General features: G+C 58.7%; 22 protein-coding genes and 1 pseudogene. 12 read left to right on the top strand and 11 right to left on the bottom strand.

Translation table 11 applies throughout. The annotated features are described in order from the left end of the window. Positions 1 to 89: 89 nt before the first annotated feature. Complete coding sequence (locus WX88_RS18565) at positions 90 to 314, top strand: hypothetical protein (protein WP_156176264.1); 225 nt, start codon at positions 90 to 92, stop codon at positions 312 to 314. On the opposite strand, the gene WX88_RS30255 is transcribed toward WX88_RS18565, so the two are convergent. Beyond that, the gene (locus WX88_RS30255) at positions 300 to 674 is read right to left on the bottom strand and encodes a hypothetical protein (RefSeq protein WP_156176263.1); all 375 of its coding nucleotides are present in this window, start codon (positions 672 to 674) and stop codon (positions 300 to 302) included. The genes WX88_RS18565 and WX88_RS30255 overlap by 15 nt on opposite strands. On the opposite strand from WX88_RS30255, the gene WX88_RS18560 reads away from it, so the two are divergent. The 6 genes and pseudogenes from WX88_RS18560 to WX88_RS18535 all read left to right on the top strand — a co-directional run bounded on the left by WX88_RS18560 (position 673) and on the right by WX88_RS18535 (position 6298). Continuing rightward, positions 673 to 1362 (top strand): hypothetical protein, encoded by a 690-nt coding sequence (locus WX88_RS18560; RefSeq protein WP_046245906.1) that lies wholly within the window; start codon positions 673 to 675, stop codon positions 1360 to 1362. The genes WX88_RS30255 and WX88_RS18560 overlap by 2 nt on opposite strands. 87 nt (positions 1363 to 1449) lie before the next feature. Beyond that, complete coding sequence (locus tag WX88_RS18555; RefSeq protein WP_046245905.1) at positions 1450 to 1890, top strand: SRPBCC family protein; 441 nt, start codon at positions 1450 to 1452, stop codon at positions 1888 to 1890. 190 nt (positions 1891 to 2080) lie between these two features. After that, entirely contained in the window at positions 2081 to 3277 is a 1197-nt protein-coding gene (locus tag WX88_RS18550; RefSeq protein ID WP_156176269.1) for a class I SAM-dependent rRNA methyltransferase, read from the top strand. Between the two features lie 174 nt (positions 3278 to 3451). Further along, a pseudogene (gene tnpA, locus WX88_RS18545) lies at positions 3452 to 3919 on the top strand (IS200/IS605 family transposase). A gap of 129 nt (positions 3920 to 4048) precedes the next feature. Next, positions 4049 to 5554: a 1-hydroxycarotenoid 3,4-desaturase CrtD gene (crtD, locus tag WX88_RS18540; protein WP_046245903.1), complete on the top strand. Its 1506-nt coding sequence runs from the start codon at positions 4049 to 4051 to the stop codon at positions 5552 to 5554. A gap of 63 nt (positions 5555 to 5617) precedes the next feature. Next, positions 5618 to 6298 carry a carotenoid biosynthesis protein gene (locus WX88_RS18535; protein WP_046245902.1) on the top strand — a complete coding sequence of 227 codons (681 nt, stop codon included), beginning with the start codon at positions 5618 to 5620 and terminating at the stop codon, positions 6296 to 6298. A gap of 342 nt (positions 6299 to 6640) precedes the next feature. On the opposite strand, the gene WX88_RS18530 is transcribed toward WX88_RS18535, so the two are convergent. Beyond that, complete coding sequence (locus tag WX88_RS18530) at positions 6641 to 7072, bottom strand: hypothetical protein (RefSeq protein ID WP_046245901.1); 432 nt, start codon at positions 7070 to 7072, stop codon at positions 6641 to 6643. Between the two features lie 157 nt (positions 7073 to 7229). Between WX88_RS18530 and WX88_RS18525 the strand changes: the two genes are divergently transcribed. Together WX88_RS18525 and WX88_RS18520 are read left to right on the top strand one after the other, a co-directional pair. Continuing rightward, on the top strand, positions 7230 to 8864 hold the full coding sequence (locus WX88_RS18525) for an NADP-dependent glyceraldehyde-3-phosphate dehydrogenase (protein ID WP_046245900.1): 1635 nt from the start codon (positions 7230 to 7232) through the stop codon (positions 8862 to 8864). A 189-nt stretch (positions 8865 to 9053) separates the two neighbouring features. Next, complete coding sequence (locus WX88_RS18520) at positions 9054 to 11102, top strand: M13 family metallopeptidase (protein WP_046245899.1); 2049 nt, start codon at positions 9054 to 9056, stop codon at positions 11100 to 11102. A 57-nt stretch (positions 11103 to 11159) separates the two neighbouring features. Here WX88_RS18520 and WX88_RS18515 read toward each other — a convergent pair whose 3' ends face one another. From WX88_RS18515 to WX88_RS18485, 7 genes are all read right to left on the bottom strand, one after another. After that, the gene (locus WX88_RS18515) at positions 11160 to 13139 is read right to left on the bottom strand and encodes a sensor histidine kinase (RefSeq protein WP_046245898.1); all 1980 of its coding nucleotides are present in this window, start codon (positions 13137 to 13139) and stop codon (positions 11160 to 11162) included. A gap of 580 nt (positions 13140 to 13719) precedes the next feature. After that, complete coding sequence (tatC, locus tag WX88_RS18510) at positions 13720 to 14577, bottom strand: twin-arginine translocase subunit TatC (RefSeq protein ID WP_316932337.1); 858 nt, start codon at positions 14575 to 14577, stop codon at positions 13720 to 13722. Between the two features lie 173 nt (positions 14578 to 14750). After that, positions 14751 to 16043 (bottom strand): serine hydroxymethyltransferase, encoded by a 1293-nt coding sequence (locus WX88_RS18505; protein WP_046245897.1) that lies wholly within the window; start codon positions 16041 to 16043, stop codon positions 14751 to 14753. A 500-nt stretch (positions 16044 to 16543) separates the two neighbouring features. Next, positions 16544 to 19078, bottom strand: coding sequence for an autotransporter outer membrane beta-barrel domain-containing protein (locus WX88_RS27980; RefSeq protein ID WP_197076843.1), 2535 nt, complete (start codon positions 19076 to 19078; stop codon positions 16544 to 16546). 629 nt (positions 19079 to 19707) lie between these two features. Then, positions 19708 to 20406 (bottom strand): metallophosphoesterase family protein, encoded by a 699-nt coding sequence (locus WX88_RS18495; protein ID WP_046245896.1) that lies wholly within the window; start codon positions 20404 to 20406, stop codon positions 19708 to 19710. 136 nt (positions 20407 to 20542) lie between these two features. Further along, positions 20543 to 20767 carry a hypothetical protein gene (locus WX88_RS18490; RefSeq protein ID WP_046245895.1) on the bottom strand — a complete coding sequence of 75 codons (225 nt, stop codon included), beginning with the start codon at positions 20765 to 20767 and terminating at the stop codon, positions 20543 to 20545. Positions 20768 to 20840: 73 nt separating this feature from the next. After that, the gene (locus WX88_RS18485; RefSeq protein ID WP_046245894.1) at positions 20841 to 21347 is read right to left on the bottom strand and encodes a hypothetical protein; all 507 of its coding nucleotides are present in this window, start codon (positions 21345 to 21347) and stop codon (positions 20841 to 20843) included. Between the two features lie 114 nt (positions 21348 to 21461). On the opposite strand from WX88_RS18485, the gene WX88_RS18480 reads away from it, so the two are divergent. After that, the gene (locus tag WX88_RS18480) at positions 21462 to 22028 is read left to right on the top strand and encodes an NADAR family protein (RefSeq protein WP_046245893.1); all 567 of its coding nucleotides are present in this window, start codon (positions 21462 to 21464) and stop codon (positions 22026 to 22028) included. A gap of 165 nt (positions 22029 to 22193) precedes the next feature. Further along, on the top strand, positions 22194 to 22457 hold the full coding sequence (locus tag WX88_RS18475; RefSeq protein WP_046245892.1) for a 4a-hydroxytetrahydrobiopterin dehydratase: 264 nt from the start codon (positions 22194 to 22196) through the stop codon (positions 22455 to 22457). A 26-nt stretch (positions 22458 to 22483) separates the two neighbouring features. Here the strand turns inward: WX88_RS18475 and WX88_RS18470 are convergent, their stop codons facing one another. Further along, on the bottom strand, positions 22484 to 23236 hold the full coding sequence (locus WX88_RS18470; RefSeq protein WP_046245891.1) for a LytR/AlgR family response regulator transcription factor: 753 nt from the start codon (positions 23234 to 23236) through the stop codon (positions 22484 to 22486). Then, a complete protein-coding gene (locus tag WX88_RS27975) occupies positions 23236 to 24210 on the bottom strand; it encodes a sensor histidine kinase (RefSeq protein WP_052732846.1) in 975 nt (324 codons plus the stop codon). The genes WX88_RS18470 and WX88_RS27975 overlap by 1 nt, the downstream gene beginning before the upstream one ends. Positions 24211 to 24385: 175 nt before the next feature. Here WX88_RS27975 and WX88_RS18460 point away from each other — a divergent pair, with 175 nt between their 5' ends. Further along, the gene (locus tag WX88_RS18460; RefSeq protein ID WP_046245890.1) at positions 24386 to 24745 is read left to right on the top strand and encodes a hypothetical protein; all 360 of its coding nucleotides are present in this window, start codon (positions 24386 to 24388) and stop codon (positions 24743 to 24745) included. Positions 24746 to 25299: the final 554 nt, after the last annotated feature.

Here is a 25299-nt window from a genome sequence, read left to right as displayed (position 1 = left end):
GATACCATTGCACCCGCCCCAATTCACGCCCACCTGAATGGCACGGCCGTACGCTACCGATGCAATGCGTGGAGCATTGGTTGCTATACTTGGCGCAACACCCGGAACGAGATGCCCTTGAGCGCAAGCCAAAAGACCAAGCTAAAAATGCCGTTTATGCCGATAAGACCAAGAGTCGGGAGCTTATCGTCAAGGAACTGCTGGATACGCTCAGTCCGGAGCGCATTGCATGGCTAGCAGAAGTCTCTGACAGTTTCCGAGCATTTCATCAGCAAGTCGGGGCTTACTTGAAAGCATTGCTAGCTGCTGAGTAAGTTTTCTAGCCCGCCTGATTCCTCCGCGCCCGCGCCCAAACGCATTTCGCCCGCGCCACCCCTTTCCGCGCCCGCGCCCCGGCCCCCGCTGCCCCGCCCCGAAGCGCCGCCCTCGCGCCACCAGCTTTCGCCCCCGCGCCACGGCATTCGCCCGGCCGCCCCGCCGTTTCGCCCGCCCGCCGGGCGGTTCCGTGCCCGCGCCAACGGCTCCGCCCGCGTGCCTCGGGTTTTCGCGTTGCCGCCGGGGCTTCCGCGCCCGCGCCGGGGGTTGCAGGAACCGGGGTAGCGTCGTACTATTGTCTGGCGCGGTCCGGATGCCCGGCCGCGGCTGATTCCCTCATTCCCAATCCCATTACTCATGCTTACTGCCAAGCAGTCCAACCGCCTCACGGCTTACGAAAACGTCGATGCCGAGCTGGAAAAAGACCCGACCATTTACCAGGAAGATGAGGGAATGCGGGAAATCGCAGCCGAGCTGCACGAGCACCTGGTCATCCTCAAGCCTCTGCGCAAAGATGGCGTCCGCCCCCGCAAGGGCGGCGCTACCAACGACAAAGCCGAGGCCAAAGTCTTGCTGAGCGACATCGGAGCCGAAATTGCCGGCGACCTTTATTCCTTCGGCACCAAAATCAAGAGCCACACCTTGCAAGCCGAGTCCAACTACGCCGCCAACGACCTCGTGAAGCTACGCGGCACCCGCCTCGTCGACGTGACCGAGCACCTCCTCGAACTAGCCGATACCCAGGGTGCGGCCATGGGCAAGCTCGCCATTTCCTCCGCCCGCCAGCTGGAGCTGCGTCAGGCCATCAATGATTTCGGGGGCAAAAAGAACACGGCTCGCCAGCAAAACACCACCGGCCAGGCCGTGAGCCTGAGCACCGGCCAGCGCTTCTCCCTCATTTCCGGGCTGCTGAAAGACCGCCTCCAGCGCGCCCTGCGCAAGTACAAGCGCTCCAATCCCGAGTTCTACGCCCGCGTCACGGCCGCCCGCACCGTCATCGACCTGCCCGGCTCTCACACCGACATCTCCGTCAACCCCATCCCGTAATACCCTTGCCCATTCGGCTCCCGGTTTTCCACGCCCGTTTCCCGACCCGGAAACGGGCGTTATGTTACTTCCCTTGCCCATCCCTCCATGCAGGTAATCCTTCGCACCGCCGTGGCCCAGCCGCCCGCCCAGGTCATGGCCGGCTTCACCCGCGCCCTCTTTGAAGCCCTGGCCCCGCCCTTCCCGAGGCTGCGGGTGCTGCGCTTCGACGGCTGCCGCACTGGTGACCACGTCGACATCGAGCTCAACACCCTGGTAAAGCGCCTACGCTGGACCTCGCTGATTGTCGACGACGGCCAGCTGCCCGACGGCACCCAGTTCTTCGTCGATGAAGGCCAGCTGCTGCCCCCGCCGCTGCGCTACTGGCGCCACCGCCACCTCATCGAGCCTGGCCCCAACGGCACCAGCATCATTGTGGATAACCTGGAATACCGCACCGCCTCGCCCCTGCTCGACGCCCTGCTCTACCCCGCCATGTGGGCGCAGTTTGCCTGGCGTAAGCCCATCTACCGGCACTGGTTCCAGTAAAATGTAACGCGAACTTTGTAGTTCGCGTCCCCGCGCCGCTCGCATCGTTCGGGGACGCGGAATATAGCGTTCGCGCTACGGTTGCCAGCACCAGTACGCGACCAACGGCGAGCTGGACCTGGAAAACAAGTACGGGAGCGCAGCCGTCGCAAAGTTCGCACCAGAGGCGCCGTACCTTTGCCCACCTATGCTGAACCCCGCCACCATCGTCCTCAAAAACGGAAAAGACCACTCCCTGCGCCGCCGCCACCCGTGGGTATTCTCGGGCGCCATTGCCCGCGTGAAGGGCGAAACCAACGAGGGCGACCCCGTGCGCGTCGAAGCCAGCGACGGCGAGCTGCTCGGTGTGGGCCACTTCTCGGGCAGCGGCTCCATTGCCGTGCGCATGCTCGATTTCGGGGCCGAAGCCGCCCTCCCCACCCCCGAGTTTTGGCAGAAAAAGCTCGGCGAAGCCTACCAGCTCCGCCAGCGCCTGGGCCTCACCGGCACCGCCGACACCAACGTGTTCCGCCTCGTGCACGCCGAGGGCGACGGCCTGCCCGGCCTCATCATCGACGTGTACGGCGACGTGGCCGTCGTCCAGGCCCATAGCGTGGGCATGTACCGCGCCCGCCCCGAAATCACGGCCGCCCTGCAAGCCGTGTTTGGCGACAAGCTGCGCGCCATCTACGACAAGAGCGCCGAAACCGTGCCCGGCAACGCCGTGCCCAACGCCCAGAACGGCTACCTCTTCGGCGCGAGCACCGGCGCCGAGCACCTCGTGCAGGAAAATGGCCACCAGTTCGCCGTCGATTGGGAAACGGGCCAGAAAACCGGCTTCTTCATCGACCAACGCGACAACCGCTCCCTGCTGGCCCGCTACTCGCCCGGCCGCCGCGTGCTCAACACCTTCTGCTACACTGGTGGCTTCTCCGTCTACGCCCTCGAAGCAGGCGCCGAGCTGGTACATTCCGTCGATTCGAGTAAGAAAGCCATTGCCCTCACCGAGCGCAACGCCGAGCTGTCGAGCCACGCCGACCGCCACGCCGCCTACCCCGACGACGTGCTGGGCTTCCTCAAAAACCACTCGGCCCAGTACGACCTGCTGGTGCTCGACCCGCCCGCTTTTGCCAAGCACATGGGCGCCCGTCACGCCGCCCTCATGGGCTACAAGCGCCTGAACGCGGCCGGCATCGCGCACCTCGCGCCGGGCGGGCTGCTGTTCACCTTCAGCTGCTCCCAAGTAGTAAGCCCCGAGCTATTCGAAGGCGCCGTGCTGGCCGCCGCCATCGAAGCGGGCCGCCCCGCCCGCATCCTGCACCGCCTCACCCAGCCCGCCGACCATCCGGTAAGCCTTTTCCACCCCGAGGGCGCGTACCTGAAGGGGCTAGTATTAGCCGTGGAGTAGAACCCCAAAGCAGCAGATAGATATTCTGCGCAAAAGCCCCGGAGGGGCGCCCTATCGGTAGCTAACCCCGACGTTCCAAAAGAACAAAAGCCCCAGCGGGGCGCCCCATCGGTAGCCAAGCCAGCGTTCCAAAAGAACAAAAGCCCCGGAGGGGCGCCCCAACCCGCCCGCGCCATGTCCAACACCTACACGCAAATTCACCTGCACGTTGTGTTCGCCGTGAAATACCGGGCGGCCTGCATTCCGGTCGTGCACGCGGAACGGCTGTACCGCTACATCACCGGCATCATCACCGAGCGCGGACAAAAATTACTAGCCATCAATGGCATGCCAGACTATGTTCATTTGCTCATCGGCCTGCGACCTGACATGGCGGCCTTGTCTGACTTGATACGTGACGTAAAAGCCGTTTCGTCGAAATTCATCAACGAGCAACGGTGGCTCCCAGGCAATTTCGCCTGGCAGGCAGGATTTGGTGCTTTCTCGTATTCCGCCTCGCAGCTCCCCGCCGTTATCACGTACATCGAACGGCAGCAGGAACATCATACTATCCGAAGCTTCCGGTAGGAATATCAGCTCCTGCTGGATAAGTTTCAGGTTTCATACGAAGACAAATACCTGTTTCGTGAGTTAGAGGATTGAGCAAATCGTACCAACAGTTGGGTCGCCCCGCTGGGGCTATGTTCTTTCGAAGCGTTCGGTTAGGTACCGACGGGCTGCCCCTCCGGGACTCATTTTGATGCCTCTTTTCGCATTGGCTGTTAGCAGCGCATGAAATCAGCTAAGAATAAAAAATACACTCCCAAACAACCCGTGGCCATCATCGGCGCGGGCATTGCCGGCCTGGCGGCGGCAGTACGGCTGGCAGTGGCGGGAAACGCGGTTACCGTATTCGAGGCCAGCGGCACGTTTGGGGGCAAGATGCACCAGTTCAGCCTGCCCGGCGGCTACCGGTTCGATGCCGGTCCGTCGCTCTTCACCCTCCCGCAGCTGGTCGACGATATTTTCCGCCTGGCCCACCGCGAGCCGGCCGAGTACTTCCGCTACGAGCGCCTCGACCCCATCACCAACTATTTTTTTGCCGATGGCACGCTCCTTACCGCTTGGGCCGACGCGCAAAAGTTCGCCGCGGAAGTAGAAACCAAACTCGGTGCCCCCGCCGCGGCTGTGACGCAGTTTCTAGCCCGCAGCGGCAAAGCGTACGACGCCACGGCCGGCACCTTTCTGCACAAGTCCCTGCACAAGGCTGGCACCTACCTCAGCCCCGAAACTCTAAAGGCCGTGGCCGCGCTGCCACAGCTGGGGCTGCTGGGCACCATGCACCAGCGCCACGCCAAAGCCTTTGGCAACGACCCACGCCTCGTGCAATTGTTCGACCGCTACGCCACCTACAACGGCTCGGACCCCTACCAGGCGCCAGCCACGCTGAGCATGATTCCGCACCTGGAGCACGGCATCGGCGCGTTTTATCCCGAAGGCGGCATCTATGCCATTGCCGAAAGCTTGGCGCGGCTGGCCGAAGAGTTCGGGGTGAAATTTCGCTACAATGAGCCGGTGGAGGAGATTATCGTAGCTGATAGCCGCGTAACGGGCCTGCGCACGGCCCTGGACGTGTATGATTTTGGCCGGGTGGTGAGCAACATGGACGTGATGCCCACTTATCGCCGCCTGCTGCCGGGCCAGCCGGCCCCCGAGCGCACGCTGGCCCAGCCCCGCTCCTCCTCGGCCCTGATTTTTTACTGGGGCATCGCCCGCGAGTTTCCCGAGCTGGATTTGCACAACATCTTCTTCTCCGCTGATTATGAGCGCGAGTTCCAAGCCATTTTTCAGGAAAAAACCGTGGGTGACGACATGACGGTGTACGTCAACGTCACCTCCAAAAAAACGCCCACCGACGCACCGCCCGGCCACGAAAACTGGTTTGTGATGGTGAACGTGCCCCACGACCAGGGCCAGGATTGGGACGCCTTGACCGCGAAAACCCGCCGCGTAGTACTCCGTAAGCTGAGCCAGGCACTGGGCACGGCCATCGAGCCAATGATTGCTGCCGAAAAGGCGTGGACGCCCCCCGGCATCGCCGCCGATACGTCGTCGTTTGGCGGGGCACTCTACGGCAGCTCCTCGAACAATGCACTGGCGGCGTTCTTACGACACCCCAATTTTTCGGGGCGGCTGGAGGGGCTGTACTTTTGCGGCGGGTCGGTGCATCCGGGCGGCGGCATTCCGCTGTGCCTGCTATCGGCCAAAATCGTTTCGTCTTTAATTAATGAAGAATGAGCAAGCCGGGATAAAGAATGAATAAGTTTTCCTTCTTCCCCTGCTTCTTCTTCATTCTCCAATATGGTTGATTACACCGAGCCGCTACCGGCCGCGAAAACCCGCCGGCTGCGCGTGGCCCAGGGGCTGGTGCTGCTGTTTCACGTCACCGGCTTCATGGGACTGGCTTTTACCAAAAATCCAGATTTCTACCTGCGCTTTACGCCGCTCACGCTGCTGCTCACGGCGCTGCTGCTGCTGCTGTTTCAGCGGGAGCGCAACGCCAGCTTTTGGGGCTTCTGCATCACCGTCGTGCTGCTCGGGATTGGGGTGGAATTTATCGGCGTGAATACCGGGCGGATTTTTGGGCACTATTCCTACGGCGACACCCTTGGGTTTAAGCTCTTCGATGCCCAGCCCTTCGTGGGCGTGCCACCCCTCATCGGTCTCAACTGGCTGGTCTTGACGTATGTCTGCGGTATGCTGGCCCGGTACCTGCCTCTGCCCGAGCTACCCCGCATCCTCCTGGCGGCCCTGCTCATGGTAGGGCTCGATCTGTGTCTGGAGCCGGTAGCCAGCCAGTACGACTTCTGGCACTGGTCGGCCAATGTGATTCCGTTCCAAAACTTCCGCGACTGGTTCATCGTGGCCTGCGTGCTGCAAATGCTGTTCAACCGGACCACCTTTCCCAAGGTGAACCCCCTGGTACCGCTGGTTTACCTTACGCAGCTACTCTTTTTCTTCCTGCTCGGCACGATTAAATAGGATAGCAATTAGCAGGGTATCCAGTGTGGATGCGGGCATGCTCAAGCACTACGTCTGCCTGCAACCCAACGCCTAAACGCCTAGTGGGAGTACGCACGCATCGTAACAGTCTCAGCGTTGACAACCATTATTAGGGGGTGTAAGAAAAGAGGGCGTAAGAAAAATAAATCTTACACCCTCTTTTCTTACATGGTGCCACAAGTAGCACCGCTTCTTGCTTCCGCTACCACGCCAGTAGTCGACATGCCTCTGCATTCACCCGCTAGATGGTGACATTGCCTGAACTTTCATCTCTGACAGTGGGAATTAATAGCCCCTAATATGCGACAGGCGCCCCGCTCTCTACCGCACCAGTAGACAGCCCAGCAACATGGCCCGCGCCGTCCAGGCCAGCGTGCGCAGCCAGTTGGTGCGCGTGAGGCCGTCGATGGCAATGTAGTCGAACCCGCCTTCGAGGCGGTTGTGGAAGGGCACAGAGATGAAGAAAGTGGCCGCCCAAATCAGCAGCACCAAGCCGAGGCTCCACCAACCGGCGCCGCCCGGCAGCACGCTGCGCCCGGCCCAGGCCAGCCAGATGGCCAAGCCTAGTTCCAGCACCATGGGCGCCATCACCACGTAGCTCATGCGGCGGGTATGGGCCGCGTGGAAGGCCGTCCAGGCAGTTTTGGGCACCAGCCCAAAGCTCGGATAATGCACCACCTGCACCGTCCAGATGAGACCGGTGAGGTAGGCGGCGGCGGCGAAATTGAGCAAGAGCAGGAGGCGAAGCGGCATGAGCGGAAAGTTAATGCAGTGGCAACATAGCTTTTTATGGGCATTCGGGCCGCCCAAACGGTGCCGTCCCGCCTCGCCCGGCACCAGACCGGCCACCGAACATTTCCGTACCCATGCACTTGTGCGTAGGTTCGCACCGCACATTCTGTCCCCGACTATGCCCGTCACCACCGAAAGCCTGACCCAACTTTTCCCGCCCAATGAGGCGGCCATTCCTGAAGCCTGGCGGCTGCCCGAACCCCTGCACCAGCGCCAGTACCTGCTCGACGGCGAGCTGCGCGAGTGGGCCGGCCCCACCCAGGAAGTGGTATCGCCCATGGCCGAGCGCCAGCCCGACGGCAGCCTCAAGCCCCGCATCATTGGCTCCTACCCGCTGCTCGACGAGGCCGAAAGCCTCAAGGCCCTCGATGCCGCCGTGCGCGCCTACGACCACGGCCGCGGCGAATGGCCGACCATGAGCGTGGCCGACCGCATTGCGGCCGTGGAGAAATTCACCCGCCTAATCGTGGCCCGCAAGGCCGAAATCGTGCGGCTGCTACTCTGGGAAATCGGCAAGTCGGCCGCCGACTCGGAGAAGGAGTTTGACCGCACCGTCGACTACATCCGCAACACCATCAACTCCCTCAAGGACCTGGACCGCGACTCGTCGCGCTTCACCATTGAGGAAGGCATTATTGGCCAGATTCGGCGCTCGCCACTGGGCGTGGTGCTCTGCATGGGCCCCTTCAACTATCCACTGAACGAGACCTTTTGCATGCTGATTCCGGCCCTGATTATGGGCAACACGGTGCTCTTCAAACCGCCGAAACACGGTACGCTGCTGCACTTTCCGCTGCTCCAGGCATTCACCGAAGCCTTTCCCAAGGGTGTGGTAAATACCGTGTACGGCCGGGGCAATGCCGTGGTGCCGGCCCTCATGTCGTCGGGCAAGATTGACGCGCTGGGCCTTATCGGCAGCAGCCGCGTGGCCGACTCGCTCAAGAAGCTGCACCCCAAATCCAACCGCCTGCGGGCTATTCTGGGGCTCGATGCCAAGAACGTGGGCATCGTCATGCCCGATGCCGACCTGGAAGTGGCCGTGAAGGAGGCCTTGCTGGGCTCGCTGAGCTTCAACGGCCAGCGCTGCACCGCTCTCAAGCTGTTCATGGTGCACGAGCATATTGCCGAGGACTTTGTGCAGCGCCTCGGGGCCGAAATCAATAAGCTCAAGCCCGGCATGCCCTGGGAGGCGGGCGTCAACATCACGCCCCTGCCCGAGCCGCACAAGCCCAGTTACCTCTCCGAATGCTTGGTCGATGCCCAGTCGAAGGGCGCCCGCATCCTGAACGAAGGCGGTGGCACGGCGGCGGGTCCGCTGGTGTACCCCGCGCTGGTGTACCCCGTGAAAGAAGGCATGAAGCTGTGGCGCGAAGAGCAGTTCGGGCCGGTGGTGCCGGTGGCCTCGTTCGCCCACGTCGACGAAGCCATCCAATATATCATCGACTCCGACCACGGCCAGCAAGTGAGCATTTTCGGCTCCGAGTCGCGGGAAGTGGCCGACCTCATCGACCAGCTCGTGAACCAGGTGAGCCGCGTCAACATCAACGCCCAGTGCCAGCGCGGGCCCGATACCTTCCCCTTCACCGGCCGCAAAGACTCGGCCGAGGGCACGCTGTCAGTCTACGACGCGCTGCGCTCGTTCAGCATTCGCACGGTGGTGGCCACCAAGCAAACCGACGCTAACAAGCACCTTCTCAATGAGATTGTGGACGGACAGGAGAGCAGCTTCCTGAGCACGCGGTTTATTCTGTAGGAAACCGGACATGTAAAGAACGTCATGCTGAGCTGGCCGAACTGAAGGTTAGCGTAGCCAAGTAGTTCTGCCGCGCAACTAATCCTATCATTGGGTTACTATCGTGGTAGAGATTCTTGGCTACGCCGACCTTCGGTTCAGCCAGCTCAGTATGACGCTCTTTATTTTAAAATATCCAGCTTCTTTTTCATGAAAAAACCTCTCTTTCTGTTGCCGCTGCTGGCGGCTTTCGTCACCGGTTGCCCATCCAATTCGCTGAAGACGGCCAGCACCGGCGGCAAGCCCGATATTTTGCACGCCGCCCTGGATACCACCGTAGCCCCCGGCGACGACTTCTTCACCTACGCCAACGGCACTTGGTTGAAGAATCACCCCATCCCGGCGTCGGAAAGCAACTGGGGCATTGGCAAAGAGGTGCAGAATGAGATTTATGCCCGCCTGCGCCAAACCAGCCTGGAAGCGGCCCAAGCTAAGGCAACGCCCGGCAGCAACCAGCAGAAAATCGGGGATTTCTGGGCCGTCGGGCTCGACTCGGTGAAAGCGGACAAGCTGGGCACCGCACCCATCAAGCCAGAGCTGGACCGCATCACGGCCATGAAAACGGTGGCCGAGGTGCCGGGTGTTATTGCCCACGAAATTCCGCTGGGCGTGCGCGCGCTCATTGGCCCCGGCGTATATCAGGATGCCAAGAACAGTGAGAAAATGGCCCTTTACCTGAACCAAGAAGGCCTGGGCCTGCCCAACCGCGACTACTACTTCAACACCGATTCGCGCACCAAGAACATCCGCCGCGAATACCTGAAGCACGTGGCCAACACCTTCAAGCTGCTGGGCCAGGACTTCAGCACGGCCCAGGCCAACGCCGCCCGGGTAATGGCACTGGAAACCACACTGGCGAAGTCCTCCCGCAAGCTCGAAGACCTGCGCGACCCGTATGCCAACTACCATAAAATGAGCATCACGCAGCTCAACAAGCTCACGCCGGGCCTCAACTGGAAAACCTGGTTTAACCAGATGGAATTTTCGAATGTGGATACGGTCATCGTGGGCCAGCCGGAGTTTTATCAAATGGCGGGCAAGCTGCTGAAAACCGCTCCGCTGGACGATTGGAAGGCCTACCTCACCTGGCAGGTGACCCGCACGTTCGCGCCCACACTCAGCCGGCCGTTCGTAGATGAAAATTTCCATTTCTACGGCACAGTGCTACGCGGCGCTAAGGCCATTCGCCCGCGCTGGAAACGCGTGCTCGACATGCAGGAAGATGCCCTAGGCGAAGCTCTGGGCCAGCTCTTCGTGAAAGAATATTTCAAACCCGAAGCCAAAGCTCGCTACGACACGCTGGTAAAAAACGTGGTAGCGGCCTTCGCCGACCACATTCAGAAAGTGGACTGGATGAGCGCACCCACCAAAAAGGTGGCCATCGACAAGCTCCACAAAATCACCCCCAAAGTGGGCTACCCCGATAAGTGGAAGGATTATTCGGCCCTGAAAATTGACCGCAGCTCCCTGGCCGAAAATGTAATGCGCGCCAACCAGTGGCAGTACCGCTACGAGCTAAACAAGCTGGGCAAGCCCGTGGACCGCACCGAGTGGGGCATGACCCCGCAGACCTACAACGCCTACTATAACGGCTCAAACAACGAGATTGTGCTGCCCGCCGCAGCCTTCGCCGTGCCCGGCCTGCTTGACGCTGATGCCGACGATGCCCTAGTGTACGGCTACGCGGGCGCCAGCACCATCGGCCACGAACTGACCCACGGCTTCGACGACGAAGGCAGCCAGTACGACGCCCACGGCAACCTGCACGAATGGTGGAGCAAGGAAGACCGCCAGCGCTTCAACCAGCGCGTAAATGGCATTGTGAAGCAGTTCAATGGCTATACTTTGCTCGACTCCCTGCACATCAACGGCAAAGCCACGGCTGGTGAAAACATTGCCGACCTCGGGGGCATCGTCATTGGGCTCGATGCCTTCAAGAAAACCAAGCAGTACAAAGAGGGCAAGAAAATTAACGGCCTGACGCCCGTGCAGCGCTATTTCCTGGGCTACGCCTTAGGCTGGCAGATGCACGTGCGCGACGAAAGCCTGGCCTCGCAGCTGCTCACCGACGTGCACTCACCCGCCCAATACCGTGTGAACGGCCCCATGGCCGACGTGCCGGCTTTCTATGAAGCCTTTGGCGTCAAGCCCGGCCAAAAGCTCTACCGGCCAGATTCGACCCGCGTGGTAATTTGGTAAGTCTGGACCCCGACCAACTTCCGCTTCATCTGAGGAAGGGAGTTGGTCGGGCTGCTTTTATCGCCGAACTAAACTACCCCCTTTCCTTACGGCTGGCAGACTCACCGTTATGTTAGTGCCAGCACCGGGGCGACTTTGAATAACCAGCGTGCCGCCGTGCCGATGCGCGAAAGCCCGGCACAGCGCCAAGCCCAGTCCTAGGCCCGTAGCCCGCGGTGCGGAGGCAGCGCTGGGCTCGGGCAGCGCCGGACCGCTCATAAGCGAAGCAACAGTGGTAACACTCATGCCCGGCCCGGTGTCGGTGCAGCTGAGTAGCACCGTATAAGGGTCGTCCGGGTCGACGGTGGCATCCAGGTGCACGTGCCCACCTGATGGCATGAATTTGAGTGCATTGCCCACCAAATTGCGCAGTATGGTCCGAGCCATGTTGTGGTCGGCCATCAGGTATAAGTCGGCGGGGGCGGCCATAGTAATATGCTGCCAGCTGGCAGCGGCCGTGGTTTGATACAAGGCATGACACTCAGCGAATAAGTCGGACACCCGCAACGGAGCGGGGCGACAGTCCAATTCGCCGGTCTGGCTCACGGCCCAGTTCAGAACGTTGTCGAGCAGTTGGTTGAGGCTATCCGCCGCTTGCCGGACCATCGCGGGCAAGCTGGCGAGGCCATCCTGGTCATTCTGGGCGATGTAGGAATCAATCAGACTGGTGACGCCCGCAAACGCCGTCACGGGCCCGCGTAGGTCGTGCGCGACAATGGCGTACAGCCGGTCTTTGAACACGGCCACGCTGCGCAGCTCCGCCGATACCTTCTCCAGTGCCTGGTTGTTGGCGGCCAGGGCGGCGCGGCTGCGGCGCAGGTCGCGGTAGAAGTAAGCGGATACCAGCAGGCCCAAGGCCAGCACTGCTACGGCTGTGCCGAGCACCTGGCTGTGCCACACTTGCTCGTCGTGCTGCTTGGTGAGCTGCCGCAGGCGCCGGGCCCGGTCCTGGGTTTCGTAGCTGACTTGGGCCGCCGCCAGGGTCTGGGTGGTTTGGCGACTGTTGAGTGTATCGTTCAGCTCCACGTAGCGCTGATTCCATTCGTAGGCCTGGCGATAATTGTTGTGTTCGGCAGCCTCGGCAGCCAGAATGCTGTAGGTATCGAGCACCCGCTCCAAGTAGTTGCTTTGGCGTGCCAAGCGCAGGGCTTCGCGCGCTGCGGCATCGGCGCGCTCCGTTTGGTCGGTTTGGATGTAGTATAAGGCAAACATCACCAGTTGGTCGGCCTGATTGCGCGCTGCGTTCTGGCGGCGGCTAATGGCCAGCGCCTGCGTGAGCAGCCGTTTTACCCGGGGCAAGTTTCCTACCCGGAGCTGAGAAGTGGCCAGGCTGGAAAGGTAGGTTGACTGAGCCGTTGAGTCGCGCTCGCGGCGGGCCAGCGCCAGCGCCAGCGAATCGAAATGCATGGCCTGCTGATACTGTTGACGGAAGTACAGCAGGCTGCCCATGTTACCCAACAGCTTCATGCGGGTCCGGACCGTCACGCTAGCCGACGAGGTTAGTCGTAGGGCCTGGTAGTAGTGGCGCCAAGCAGTAGTAGAGTCACCCCGCTCGTGATAAATACTGCCCTGAGCGGTGTAAGCACGAGTTAAGGCATCGGAGTTGTGCAGGCGACGGGCCAGCACCTGGGCTTCGGAAAGCAGAGTCAGAGCCTCCGGACCGTTCGACAGATTAGCGTAGCAACTGGCCAGAACCAACAAACTGGGCAACAGGCCCGGTCCTTGCTCATCGGTGGGAAACGTGCGGGCCAGAGCTACAGCGGCCTCGCCATACGGCAGGGCGCGAACCGGCTGTTCGGTGTGCAGAGTGTAGCACATGGCAGTCAGTAGGCGTAGGCGCGTCGTGTCGGGTAGGCGCGTGGCCAGTTTCTGGCGCAACACCTCCGTACCAATGGGCGATGGCCGGCCCGCCACCACTGGATTTGCACGTCCTAGTAGCAACCCCACAGCCGTAAGCCATAACAGCAAAAATCCGGACCGCGTCATAATTAGCTGCATAATGCTATTCAAAGATAAGCCATGCAAAACCAATTTTCACGCTTTAATACTATTTCAGGGGAAATATAATATTTATTATTACCTGCTTACCTCTTATTCAAAGCTTCACGAAAGCGCCCTCAGCAATTTATTTTAGATACATGGTGCTGATGTAGCCCGCCTTCGAACTCTGCCTTCAGAAAAGCTGATACAATTTCTCAGAAAGACACTTTGTCAATACAATTCGCTTTAATACACAACACATTGGCTTCGCTATGCGGCTGTGCTAAGGCGGTAAGCCCAGGCAGCCACGCAATGACAACGCGCAACCCGACGTGCTTATTGACAGCAACTCAAACGCCAGTAGCCGACTCACAAAGAAGAACTCCGGCCGCGAACTGATCAGCGGCCGCAGCCGCCGTCATTGAGAGCGTTACGTCAGAATAATCCAGCGGATCCGCAGAATACGCCTTGAACTTCGCAACCCCGGTCGCTGGGCTCAATACGGAACATTTCCTTGTGGGCAAAGCCGAGCCGAGGGCATGTTTCATAGTTTGAGTTGAGGATTGTAGGGTCTGATGAATACATCAGCTGCTACGTCCTACGCATTATTATTCAGCGTGGCATTGAGGCGAGCAGTGTCACTGCGCCGCACTACGCGAGCAATGTGGATGCTAAGTTCGTAAAGCAGCAAAATGGGGATGGTGACAATAATCTGAGCCGAGATATCAGGGGGCGTGATGACGGCCGCTACAATCAGGATGACCACAATGGCATGCTTGCGATACAACTGCATAAGCTCCGGTGACACCAAACCAGCTTTAGCCAGGAAAAACACAATCATGGGCAACTCAAACACGAAAGCGCACGACAGGCTCATAGTGGTGAGCGTGCTCAGGTAGCTTTGCATGTCAATCTGGTTTTCGATGGTGGGGTCCACCACGTAGCCAGCCAGAAAATTGATACTGAGCGGGGCGGCAATGTAGTAGCCAAACAACAGGCCCAGCATGAACAGCACCGACACGAAAAATACTGCCCCCCGGGAATTCTGCCGCTCGTGCGGGTAGAGGCCGGGCTTCACGAACCGCCAGATTTCCCAGAACAGATAGGGAAAAGCCAGCACGATGCCCACCATGAATGAGGTGCTGATGTGCATGGTGAGCTGCCCACTCATCTCGCGGTTTTGAATGACAAACCCGATTTTGTCGATGCACAAATCGGGGGCGTGCACCAGCTGCCCAAACTTGCAAAACATGCGGTACGTCCAGAAATCAGGCCGCGAGGGGCCCAGAATCAGGTCGTGAAACAGAAAGTCTTTGGCAAAAAAGGCCCCGGTAGCAAACACCACCACCGAAATAGCCGCCCGAATAATGTGCCACCGCAGTGCCTCCAGGTGGTCAATGAAGGACATCTCGTGCTGTTCGCCCAGCGGTTTGTCTTGTTGCGGTTGAGGTTGCACGGAAAAGAATAAGTATGGATAAATGTTGAAGAGCAAAAATCAGAACGTCATGTCGAGCTTGCCGAGACATCTCGCCCGAAGTAATAATTCAATCGTTCGAACCAATTGATTACCACTTCGGGCGAGATGTCTCGGCAAGCTCGACATGACGGCCCCTGAATGTTCAGCCCTGCCTACGCAAACAGTGGGTAGTCCTGCAGCCAGGAATTCACCCGGGCCCGCACCTGTCCGATGCGAGTGTCATTGTCGTGATGGATCAGGGTTTCGTCAATCAGCTCCACGATGCGGGCCATATCCGATTCGCCCAGCCCGCGGGTAGTTACGGCCGCCGAGCCAATGCGGATGCCGCTGGTCACGAAAGGCGACTTGTCGTCGAAGGGCACCATGTTTTTGTTGATGGTAATATCGGCCCGCACCAGCGTGTTTTCGGCCAGCTTGCCACTGATGCCTTTCGAACGCAGGTCAATCAGCATGAGGTGGTTGTCGGTTCCTCCCGAGATGATGTCGTAGCCAAGCCCCACGAAGCCGGCGGCTAGCGCCTGGGCGTTGCGCGCTACCTGTTGGGTGTAGGCTTTGAAATCGTCGGTCAGGGCCTCGCCGAAAGCCACAGCCTTGGCGGCGATAACGTGCTCCAGCGGCCCGCCCTGGGTGCCGGGGAACACGGCGCCATCGAGCACGGCCGACATAGGCCGAATTTCCCCTTTCGGCGTTTTCAGGCCGAAGGGGTTTTCAAAATCTTTCCCCAGCATAATGAGGCCGCCGCGGGGGCCGCGCAGGGTTTTGTGGGTGGTGGTAGTCACGATGTGGCAGTGCTCGAAGGGCGAGCTCAGCAGGCCGGTGGCGATGAGGGCCGAGGGGTGCGAGATGTCGGCCAGCAGCAGGGCGCCTACTTCGTCGGCGGCTTCGCGCAGGGCGGCGTAGTTCCAGTCGCGCGAGTAGGCCGAAGCGCCGCAGATAATCATCTTGGGGCGCTCGCGGCGGGCGGTTTCCTTCACCTTGTCCCAGTCAATGAGTCCTGTTTCTTTTTCTACGCCATAAAAGCTGGGCACGAAGTATTTGCCCGAGAAATTCACTGGCGAGCCGTGGGTGAGGTGGCCGCCGTGGCTGAGGTCGAAACCCAGGATTTTATCGCCGGGCTTGAGGCAGGCCAGGAACACGGCGGCGTTGGCCTGAGCGCCGGAATGGGGCTGCACATTGGCCCAGGCCACGCCGAACAGCTCTTTCACGCGGTCGATGGCCAATTGCTCCACCTGGTCCACGATTTCGCAGCCGCCGTAGTAGCGCTTGCCGGGCAGGCCTTCGGCGTACTTGTTAGTGAGCACGGAGCCTTGGGCGGCCATCACCTGTTCCGAAACATAGTTTTCGGAGGCAATAAGCTCTATTCCGTGAGTTTGGCGGGTTTTCTCCTGGGCGATGAGGTCGAAAACGGCGGTGTCGGTGAGGCGGACGGGGGCGACTGTTTGCATAAGTCCAAAGGTAACAGGTGAGCGGAGTTGGTGAATTAGGCAGCGGCCGAATGTTGTGGCGCAAGCGCGACTGGCCGCCGCACCCGCCCAGCAGCCCCTGCCCGCCGTCGTCAGACCTACACCGCCATTTTCAACATGCCCGAATGCGTTGCCGATGGGCAAATGACGCCCAACGAGCGGCGACTGAAGCCAATCCTAGCACGGCGAGGTCGCCACTTTTGAATCCTTACCGGTCTTCAGCCCGACGGGTGGTGGCCGTCAGTGCGCTAAGAGGGAAGTAGTCAAACAGAGTTTAAATTGTCTTGCGGACTATGAGCCCCTCTGTATGAATTGGTCCTTTTGCCTATTTGTCAGTTTCTCCTCAAAACTAATTCGATGGTCTTCTACAGTATGAATGAGCCTTGGTCATAATAAAAAAAGCCTCAACTTTTGATAGCTGAGGCTTTTTTACCAGTAAAGAAATTTTGGCGGGACTTTCGCCTAACTATTCGCCTAACTAATTACTCCCGCACAACGCGCTGGCGCAGCACCTGCCCATCTATTGTAGCCGTAAAGATGTAGCTGCCGGCGGCGCAAGTGGGGTGCACATGCAGTGGGGCGGCGCCGGGCACGAGGGCCTGCTCCTGCCGCCACACTTCGCGACCCATCCCATCGAGCAAGCGCAGGGTGGCCGTGGTGGCGGTGGGGTGGTTCAGAGCCACCGTCAGGTCGGCGCCAAACTGGGTGGGGTAGGCGGCCAGCGTTGCCGGTACACCATCAAAGGTTAGCTTCTGAGGGCTGAAGTAGTGGGACGGGCCACTGCGGTCGTCCTGGCGGAGGCGGTAGTAACGGGCGCCCGTTTTGCCTTCGGTAACATCCACGAAGCTATAGCTGCGGGGAGTGCTGCTGTTGCCTTCAGCGGCTACAAAGCCGATTTCCTTGAACGTCTTGCCGTCCAGTGAGACTTCGATGCCAAAGCCGCGGTTGTCCTGCTCCGTGGCGGTAGACCAGGTGAGGAAAGCGTTGCGCCCCTGGCGCTCAGCTTTGAAGGCTGTGAGGCCCACTGGCAGCGGCTTGGCGATGTCGCCCAGCGTCCAACGTCCAAATTCTGTCACCTTGTTCAGCTTGGCAAAATTGGCACCGGAGGAACTGATGTTCTTGTTCTGCCAGGAGGCACCATTATTTATCGACTGAAAGAAGATGAGGTTAGCGGGGGCAATGCCATTTAGTTCATGAGGCAGATAGTTGATGGTCATGGCGATGTTCAAGCCAGTGGGGTTCTCAGACGAAATGTCAAAATAGCGCAGAATGCCAGTGCGCCCTCCAACGCCTTTCGGAGCATCACCCGTTGTGCGCTCCACGCGGGTCTTGCCGGGCAGCGTCGAGCCCGCTGCGGGTTGCAGTAGCAAGCCCATGCCGCCAAAATCTTCTATTAAACCTGCTTTCGGCTCACGAAATGCAGCCACACGGCCTAATACATAGTTATTGTCGGTTTCGCTGAGAGTAGCTAACTCCGCGAGTTCGAGAGTCCACCCAATACTAGGCGCACTAGGACTAGACTCACGCGTGTCCAGAATGCCGTTTATCATCTGCACTCCATTGAAGACTAATATATTGCCGGTAAGAGTCTTTGTGCCACCGCCGTCTACTTCTAAGTTAAAGTAGATGCCACCGCTCACTTTCTGGGCGCCTGCACCAGTCAGCCTTACCTTGCCCGTTGTGCAGACAAAGCTTCCGCTGTTCAGCATGTCGCCCGTGATTTCAATGTCGCCGAGAGTCTGAGTGAACAAGCCGCCAGTACTGATAAAATTGCCTTTAACGAGCATATTACCACCAGTGAGGTTAACCTTGCCAGCGGTCGCGATATTCAGGTTTCCCTCTACCGTAGTTAGGCCATTGGCTACGACCATTAGTTGGCTGGTGCTCACTGAAAAGCCTTTAAGGATGGTGGTTGCCTGGCTCACAAGGCTGTTCACAGCACCGGCGCCAGTATTGCTAACGTTGGTCACGACATTACCAGTAAGCTCCGAACGACCCGCGATTATGTTCAGTGCCGTGAAGGCTTGGCCACCGGAAGAGGGCAAATTTATTTGGCTCACCGTATTTCCTATCAGCTTATTGGTCTGCGAAACACTGTTACCACAGCTAACCACGACACCTTGAAAGTCTTGGTTACCAGTATTGGTCCAAATGCCGCCGGTGGCTTTGTCGGCCCGGCCGCCAATGAAGTTGCCACTTATGGTAGCGGCGTTGGCCCCGGCGCCGGGGCGGAAGTCGACACCAGTCTGGGCGGTAGTAGGTACGGATACGGCATTGTAGTACAAGCTATTACCAGAGATAATCCACTCATTACCGTTACCAACACCTACCAGCACGCCGGTGCGGGTGAAGTTGAACAGCTGGTTGTTGGTCAAGGAGAAGTTGTCGTTGGCACCACCACCTGAGTTGGCCGCGTAAACCAGGTTAGTAGGCAGCTGAATAGGGTCGAGGTTGCCTACGAAGCTTTGCGTAATCGTATTATTATCATTACCACTGACGGTGCCATTGCCAAGCACGATAACACCACTGCTCGTCAACGTATTCGAACCCAGCACCTCAACACTGCGAATCTCGTTATTCGACGCGTCCGCCGTAAAAAGGACGGTTGGTAGCGCCGTGTTGGGCTGCTCAAGCTTCAAGGCGCGGAGAACGGTGCCGTTGTTGCCATCCAGCTTATTATAAGCACTGCCGGCTCCGAAGGTGAGCGTACCGATGATAACCGGACTAACGCCAGCACCCGGTTTAATAGTGAGCGTATTCACTGCTGAGCCCGTTTTGGTTAGCAGCACATTTTCGGTATAGCTGGCGTCCAGCAACCGTAACTCGTAGGAATCGGTGAGGGGCGAGGGCACAGCCGCGAGGGCGGCCGCAATAGTTGGAAAGTTAGTGAGAGTAGGCGTAGTGCCCGCGTCTACAGTATAGATAATTGCGGCTTGTGCCCGGCTGCCTAATAGTAACATTGCTGCCAGCAACAGGCCCATCACTTGCCCGCGACGGCTTACCCACCATGCATGCATAGGCAAAGGCCCAATAGGTTCGCTGGGCGCATGTACAACGTGTTTCATAATAAACGGAATTCTTAAAGTGAGACGAAACGCATCAAAAGTTTATCAGTGTCCGCTTTTGCGAACGCTGTGTAAAAGGGATTTCGGTAGAGGTAGGGAGTTATTGGGAGGCACTGCCAGAAGGCGTCAGCCCCCCATAATGCTAATCATATAAGTTGTCGTAACTCTGGGCACCTGTTTATTTGGGTAGCGGTAGATGTGACGGAATAGCATTTATCAAACCTACTTGCGGTTTTTGCCACGCACAATAGGAGAGCCAATTCACAAATAAGATAATACAATTTCGGGCCAACATTATTACAGACTTACCGTATTTTTCGAGCAATCCTTCTATTATTTTTTTTATCCTCTCAATTTAACTAACTGATTTTACCTTGCTCAGAAGCATGGTTTTTTTAAGTAAACAAGCTATAAGCAGCCATACTGTTAGCATAATTATTCTTGCAATAAAATTAAATTAAATAATAAACCCGTCTGTTTAAAGCTAAAAAACGCCTGCTGTATTATTACCATAATGCAAAAAAAACCCGACGCTATAAGGACCGGAGCAACTCAAAAACTATGAGTGAGATTAAGTGTGCTTAACGCTTGCTAATGGAGTATAGAGGCTCACGATTGGCGACTAATTTCAACTCCCAAGTATCGAGGTTGAGAGCTGCTAAATGTCCCAATTCGGGATTTTGCCGATACACACAGCCCGTATCAAGGCCCAGCACGCCGGGGTGGGTGGCGGCCCTAGTGCGTACCTGGGCAGTGGGCGTAGGCACGTGCCCGTGCAGGAGTCGCTTGCCTTCGAGTCGCGAGGGGTCGAAGACGAACTTTTTAGTGTTGAGCATGGTGGCATAGTCCCGGCGCATTTCGAGTGGCGGCAACGCAAAGTCATAACCGGCGTGTACGAGCACGAAATCGGGCAGCTCAATTTCATAAGGCAGCGCCGCCAACCAGTCGAGGTAGGGCGCCGGAATGTCGGCCAGGCGCTGCACGCCAAAGCTGCGCAGGGTGGGCAGCCGGCCGCGGGGGCCCAGCCAATCCCAACACCAGCGATGCCGGGCGGCTTCAAGCAAGGCATGGTCGTGGTTGCCCCGGAGGCATTGCACCTGGTAGCCCATTGCTTGCAGTTGCATGAGATAGTCGAGCACACCGCGGCTGTCAGGGCCTTTGTTCACATAATCGCCGAGCAGGTATAACTCATCCTGCAGAGTGAGGCGCAACTCTTCCTCTACCAGATAGCGGAAAGTGTGCAGGCAACCGTGCAGGTCGGTGGTAGCGTAGCGGCTCATGAGCAATAGGGAGCGATAATCAGAAAAAAGAACGTCATGCCGCGCTTGCTGAGGCATCTATGCGGCACAAATAGTTTGCGGCAAAGATGCTCCGGCAAGCGCAGCATGACGTTCTTTCGGTCAGAGCTTAATCGCCTTAGTGGCCACCACCGTAGGCAGGGCGGCCCGTCTCGGGCTTTTCGAGATTGCGGTTCGGGTGGCGTAGGCCGGCATCGAGGGCTTCTTGTTCGAGCCGGGCTTCGGTCTCGGGGTCGTGCTCAATGGCGGGCATGTTGCCAACGGCTTTGGGCTGCTCCGTTACCGTGGGGCCGCCTTTGTTTTCGCCGGATTGCTGGTTGGTGTTATTGCTTTTGTACGGCATGATAAAGAAAGGTTAGAATGTGGATGGAAGGAATAAGGATTTGCTTTCGTATGCCCGTACCAACAGCCTGTTGCTACTGGTCGATGGCGGTATCGATGGCACCGGGGTCGGTTAGCTCGGCGTTGGTATCGGTGCCGGTGATGGGCTGAATGGGCCGGGGCTCCATTTGGCCCATGCCCACGCGGGAATTAGGGTTCAGCATTTCGTCCACGCCCGGGCGCCGGTCGTGGGCGTCAAGCTCGTCGACTGGACCGCCGTTTGGGGGTATCAATTCGCGGTCGTCCTCGTCGGGCAGGTCTTGGTTGGGCCGGTCGGCCAGAGGGCCGTCGGGAAAGCGGATATTATCGGGAACGAGGCCTTGGCTCAGGCGGTCGGCGTTGGCATTTACGGAAATGGCGGTATCACCGTTGGCGGAGTCGGTGCCGAAGCCTTCTTTGCCGTCGCGGTTGCCAAAGCCGCCGCGCTGCTCTTCGTTCTTGGGTGGGTCGGCGTTGGGAATGTGGTGGCCGGCCTCCATTTCTTCGTTGGTGGTGTCGTCGTTGATGACACGGATGGGGCGATTGTTCGGGTCGATGGCCATGGGAACAGGGAGGTGGAGGTGATGAAGCGACTAGAGAAAGGTGTACTTTAGTTTGGCCTTTTGGGTTTACATACCCGACCGTAGTTTGCTTAAAAACTCCTTTTTCCTGTCTTCATGGCCCTCCCAGTTTTACCTCCTATCCGCTCCGTAAGCGACTTGCAAACGGCTGTTGCGCAAGGGCATCAGCCGGAATACTTGTTTTTCTGGGGTCATACCACGCCAGCGCACGGCGCCGTTGGCAAGGAATGTTTCAGCCAGTGGTACCCGGCGACTTTTGAGGAAAACGGCACCCGCTACCCGACCGCCGAACACTATATGATGGCCGAAAAAGCCCGGCTCTTTGGCGACGACGACACGCGGGCGGCCATTCTTCGCACCACGCACCCCAACGACGCCAAGCGGCTGGGCCGCAAAATCGCGCCATTTGATGAAGCAACCTGGACCGCCGCCCGGATGGCAATTGTCGTACGCGGCAATGCTTTAAAGTTTGGGCAACATCCTGCTTTGGCCACTTTTCTGCGCCAAACCGGCGCCCGCGTGCTGGTAGAAGCCAGCCCGGTGGATAGCATTTGGGGCATTGGCCTGGCGCAGGATTCCCCACACGCGGCCCAGCCCACCGAATGGCGTGGCTTAAATCTGTTGGGGTTTGCCCTGATGGAAGTGCGCGACCAATTGTCCTAATGCACGTACGTTTTTATCAGAGCAGTTTTGAAGTTGGTGTACCGTAGCGCGGACTTTTAGTCCACGCGTCCGCTCGTCAGTTGGTCAGACGGAGTCGCGGACTAGAAGTCCGCGCTACGGTACGCAGACCTCGAAACGGCTCTCAAACAAGTAATCTATTAAACCATGTGGACTGAAACCGACAACAGCCTCTGCCGCAGCTTCCGCTTCGCGGACTTCAAAACTGCCTTCGCCTTCCTCACCGACGTAGCCGCCGAAGCCGAGCAACTTGACCACCACCCGTGGTTCAGCAATGAATATAACGTGGTCGAATTCCGGCTGCGGACCCACGATGCGGGCAACACCGTGACCAAGCGCGACTATCGGCTGGCGGAGGCTATTGATGCCGTGGCAGGGCGACACGGGGCTCAAGAGGCCACTCCAGCCTGAGAAATGGCGCTTCAGCAGCGCGTCTTTTACCGCAAATGCAGGCGCCGCAACACTTCTTGTCGATAGGTGCTGCCCACCGGTAGCTCACGCGCCCCAACCAGTAGGACATTGCCACTGAGGCGCTCGATAGAGGCTAGATTAACTAGATAGGATTTGTGGACGCGCAGAAACTGGGCGGCGGGCAGCTGGCTTTCCAGGTGCTTCATGGTTTCGGCCGTGAGTAGCGTCCAGCCAGAAACCAGGTGGCATTTCACGAAATTGCCGTAGCCTTCCACAAACAGCAAGTCGGTAAAGCGCACTCGCTCGGTGCCCGCGTCGGTTTTGAGAAAAATGGAATCGGTGGGGCGGCCAGTGGTGGCCAGCGCGGCGGGAGATGCCGTCGGCGCGTGGTGGGCGGCGCTAGCACCCGCGTGCAGCCGCCCCATGGTTTTCACGAAGCGCTCGAAGCGAATGGGTTTGAGCAGGTAGTCTACCACACCTAAGTCGAAGGCATCGAGTGCGTGAGCCGCGTGGGCGGTACACAGCACCACGGCTGGCGCCTGTGGCAAAGCCCGCAACAGCTCCAGGCCCGTCAGCTCGGGCATGTCAACATCCAGAAATAGTACGTCGACCGGCGTGCTGTGGAGGAAAGTAAGGGCCTCGACGGCTCCGTAGCAGCTACCGGCCCAGACGGCCAGGTTGGGCAAACGGCTGAGGTAGGCGCACAGCACCGTGTGGGCCAGCGGCTCATCATCAACCAGCAGACAGCGCAGGGGCGCGGGGCTTGGGGCACGCAGCATCAGGGCGCAAGAAATAGGGTGGCGGCGTAGTGAGCAGGAGTGGATTCTACCACCAGCTGGTGGCGCGGGGCGGGATAAAACTGCGCCAACCGCGTTCGGAGGTTGGGCAGCCCCAGGCCCGACGGTGCCGGCCGGAAGGACGGGGGAATGCTGTTGTCGGTACGCAGGATGAGGCCCGCGGCGGTTTGGGCAAGATGAATGCGGATGGTATTGACGCCCGCCGGGCCAATGGCGTGCTTGAAGCAGTTTTCAACTAGGGGCAGCAGCAGCAGCGGGGCCAACGGCTGTTCGGGGCGCGGCAGGTCTACCGTAAACTCCACCTGTGTATTGGCCCGCAGGCGCAGCTTTTCCAGGCCGATGTAGTTGGCCAGGTATTCGGCCTCGGTGCCTACCGTAACAGTGCTTTGACGGGAGCTATCAAGCTGGTAGCGCATCAGGTCGGCCAGCTGGAGCAGGGCCTCGGGTATCTGGTCGGGAGCGGCTAGGCTCAAGCCGTACAGGTTGTTGAGGGTATTAAAGAGAAAATGCTGATTCACCTGGGCTTTGAGCAGGCTCAACTCGGTTTCGAGCTGCCGGGCGCGCAGCTCCTGCTGGGTCAGCACGCCGCGGCGCAGGTAGCGGGCCGTGGTGGACATAGCGAGCAGAGAACCCGTATTGACGACACTCTGCACGAAGGAAGTATGGTCACCGAAAGCATGAGCAAACCAGAAGTATGCGAGCGTACCGCCGCCGAGCACCGTCAGCACCAGCCCAACTGCATAAAAGCCGTAGCGACGCAGCGCGAAAAAGCGGTCGAGTAGGTAGAAATGAGCATAGGCAACCAGAATGTTAACCAGCGTGATGCCAGCGCTAAACCGCATCGCAACGCCGATGCTGAGTTGCGATTGCCACAGCACCAGGCAAAACAGCGCCCAGAACAGCAGCCACCCGCCGACATGGCGCAACACCCGCCGCCCAAGGTCCGAGATTTTCATACTGTAAAGCTACGGGAGTGCTCCGGGGGCCCCAAACAAGAATGACGAACGCGGTTGAACAGCCAGGGCGGCACGTTGGTCACGAGTTGGAGGGCATTGGTCATTTGAAAAAAGAACGCGGGTAAGCCCCAGTCGAATTTTGGGACATGGTTTCAACCCTCGCTCAGTCAACCTTATGAGAATTATTCGTCTATTTCTGTTCGCCGGCTCCTTTGCGGCTACCCTGGCAGCTCGCCCGGCCACCGCCCAACCTGCCCCGACTCCGGCCGATACTTCGGCGGCACCCAAGGTTTACTACTCCCTTTTCTGGGGTCTTTTCCGTAGCCAAGACGAGCATGTCCGGCCTATCAAAGCAGGGCTGGTCCGGCCCGCCAAGGTGCGTAGGCCACACCAACGCCTCGGGCAGGCGCATTCCGGCTATGAAACCCACAGCATTCTGGGTGGAGCCGTGCAGTGGACAGAAAAAAAGATGAGCCCGAACTATTCAGCGACGCTTTTCTCATTCTTTCAGTGCTTGTGCGAAATCCTGTCCTAGCGCAAGCTCATCCTTTGATTAGTAGTTTCAGCGTACCATCGACCAGCAGAGGGCATTAGAGAAGCTTTGCAACTATATTATTTGAAAAATCTTGTTATAAGCCCTATATAAACACTATTTCCCTCAAAGTCGCTGACATTTTTAACATGTCCTTCGGGCAAGTATTCGTTGTGGGCCACTTAGAAGGTCAGGACGAGCTGGTGCGTCCAAGCCGCTGGAAGCTTTTTGTCAATGGGCAGCAGATAACAGAACTGGAGGCTATCGGCGAACAACTCCCCAAGAGGGCCAACTCACCGAATAGTTGTCTATAAAGGTGCTATTGATACAACTAACCTGAACTTGGCCAAGGATGAGGTAATTCTGTTGAAAAAAAGGGTAGCTACCCCAGGACTAAAAACGCCCCCGTCGTAGCAACGACGGGGGCGTTTTGTTAGGAGTAAGCGGGCGGCGCTAGCTGGGCAGCGTGGGCTGGCGGGCCTCAATAGCGGCGACCAAGGCGCTGGCTTCGACCTGGGTCAGGCGAGCTATTTCGAGCTTGAATTCGAGCACAACCT

This window comes from Hymenobacter terrenus (assembly GCF_000972495.1).
GTDB lineage: Bacteria > Bacteroidota > Bacteroidia > Cytophagales > Hymenobacteraceae > Hymenobacter > Hymenobacter terrenus.
Note: the sequence above shows the minus strand (reverse complement) of the source record. Positions and strands in the feature narration are given on the sequence as shown.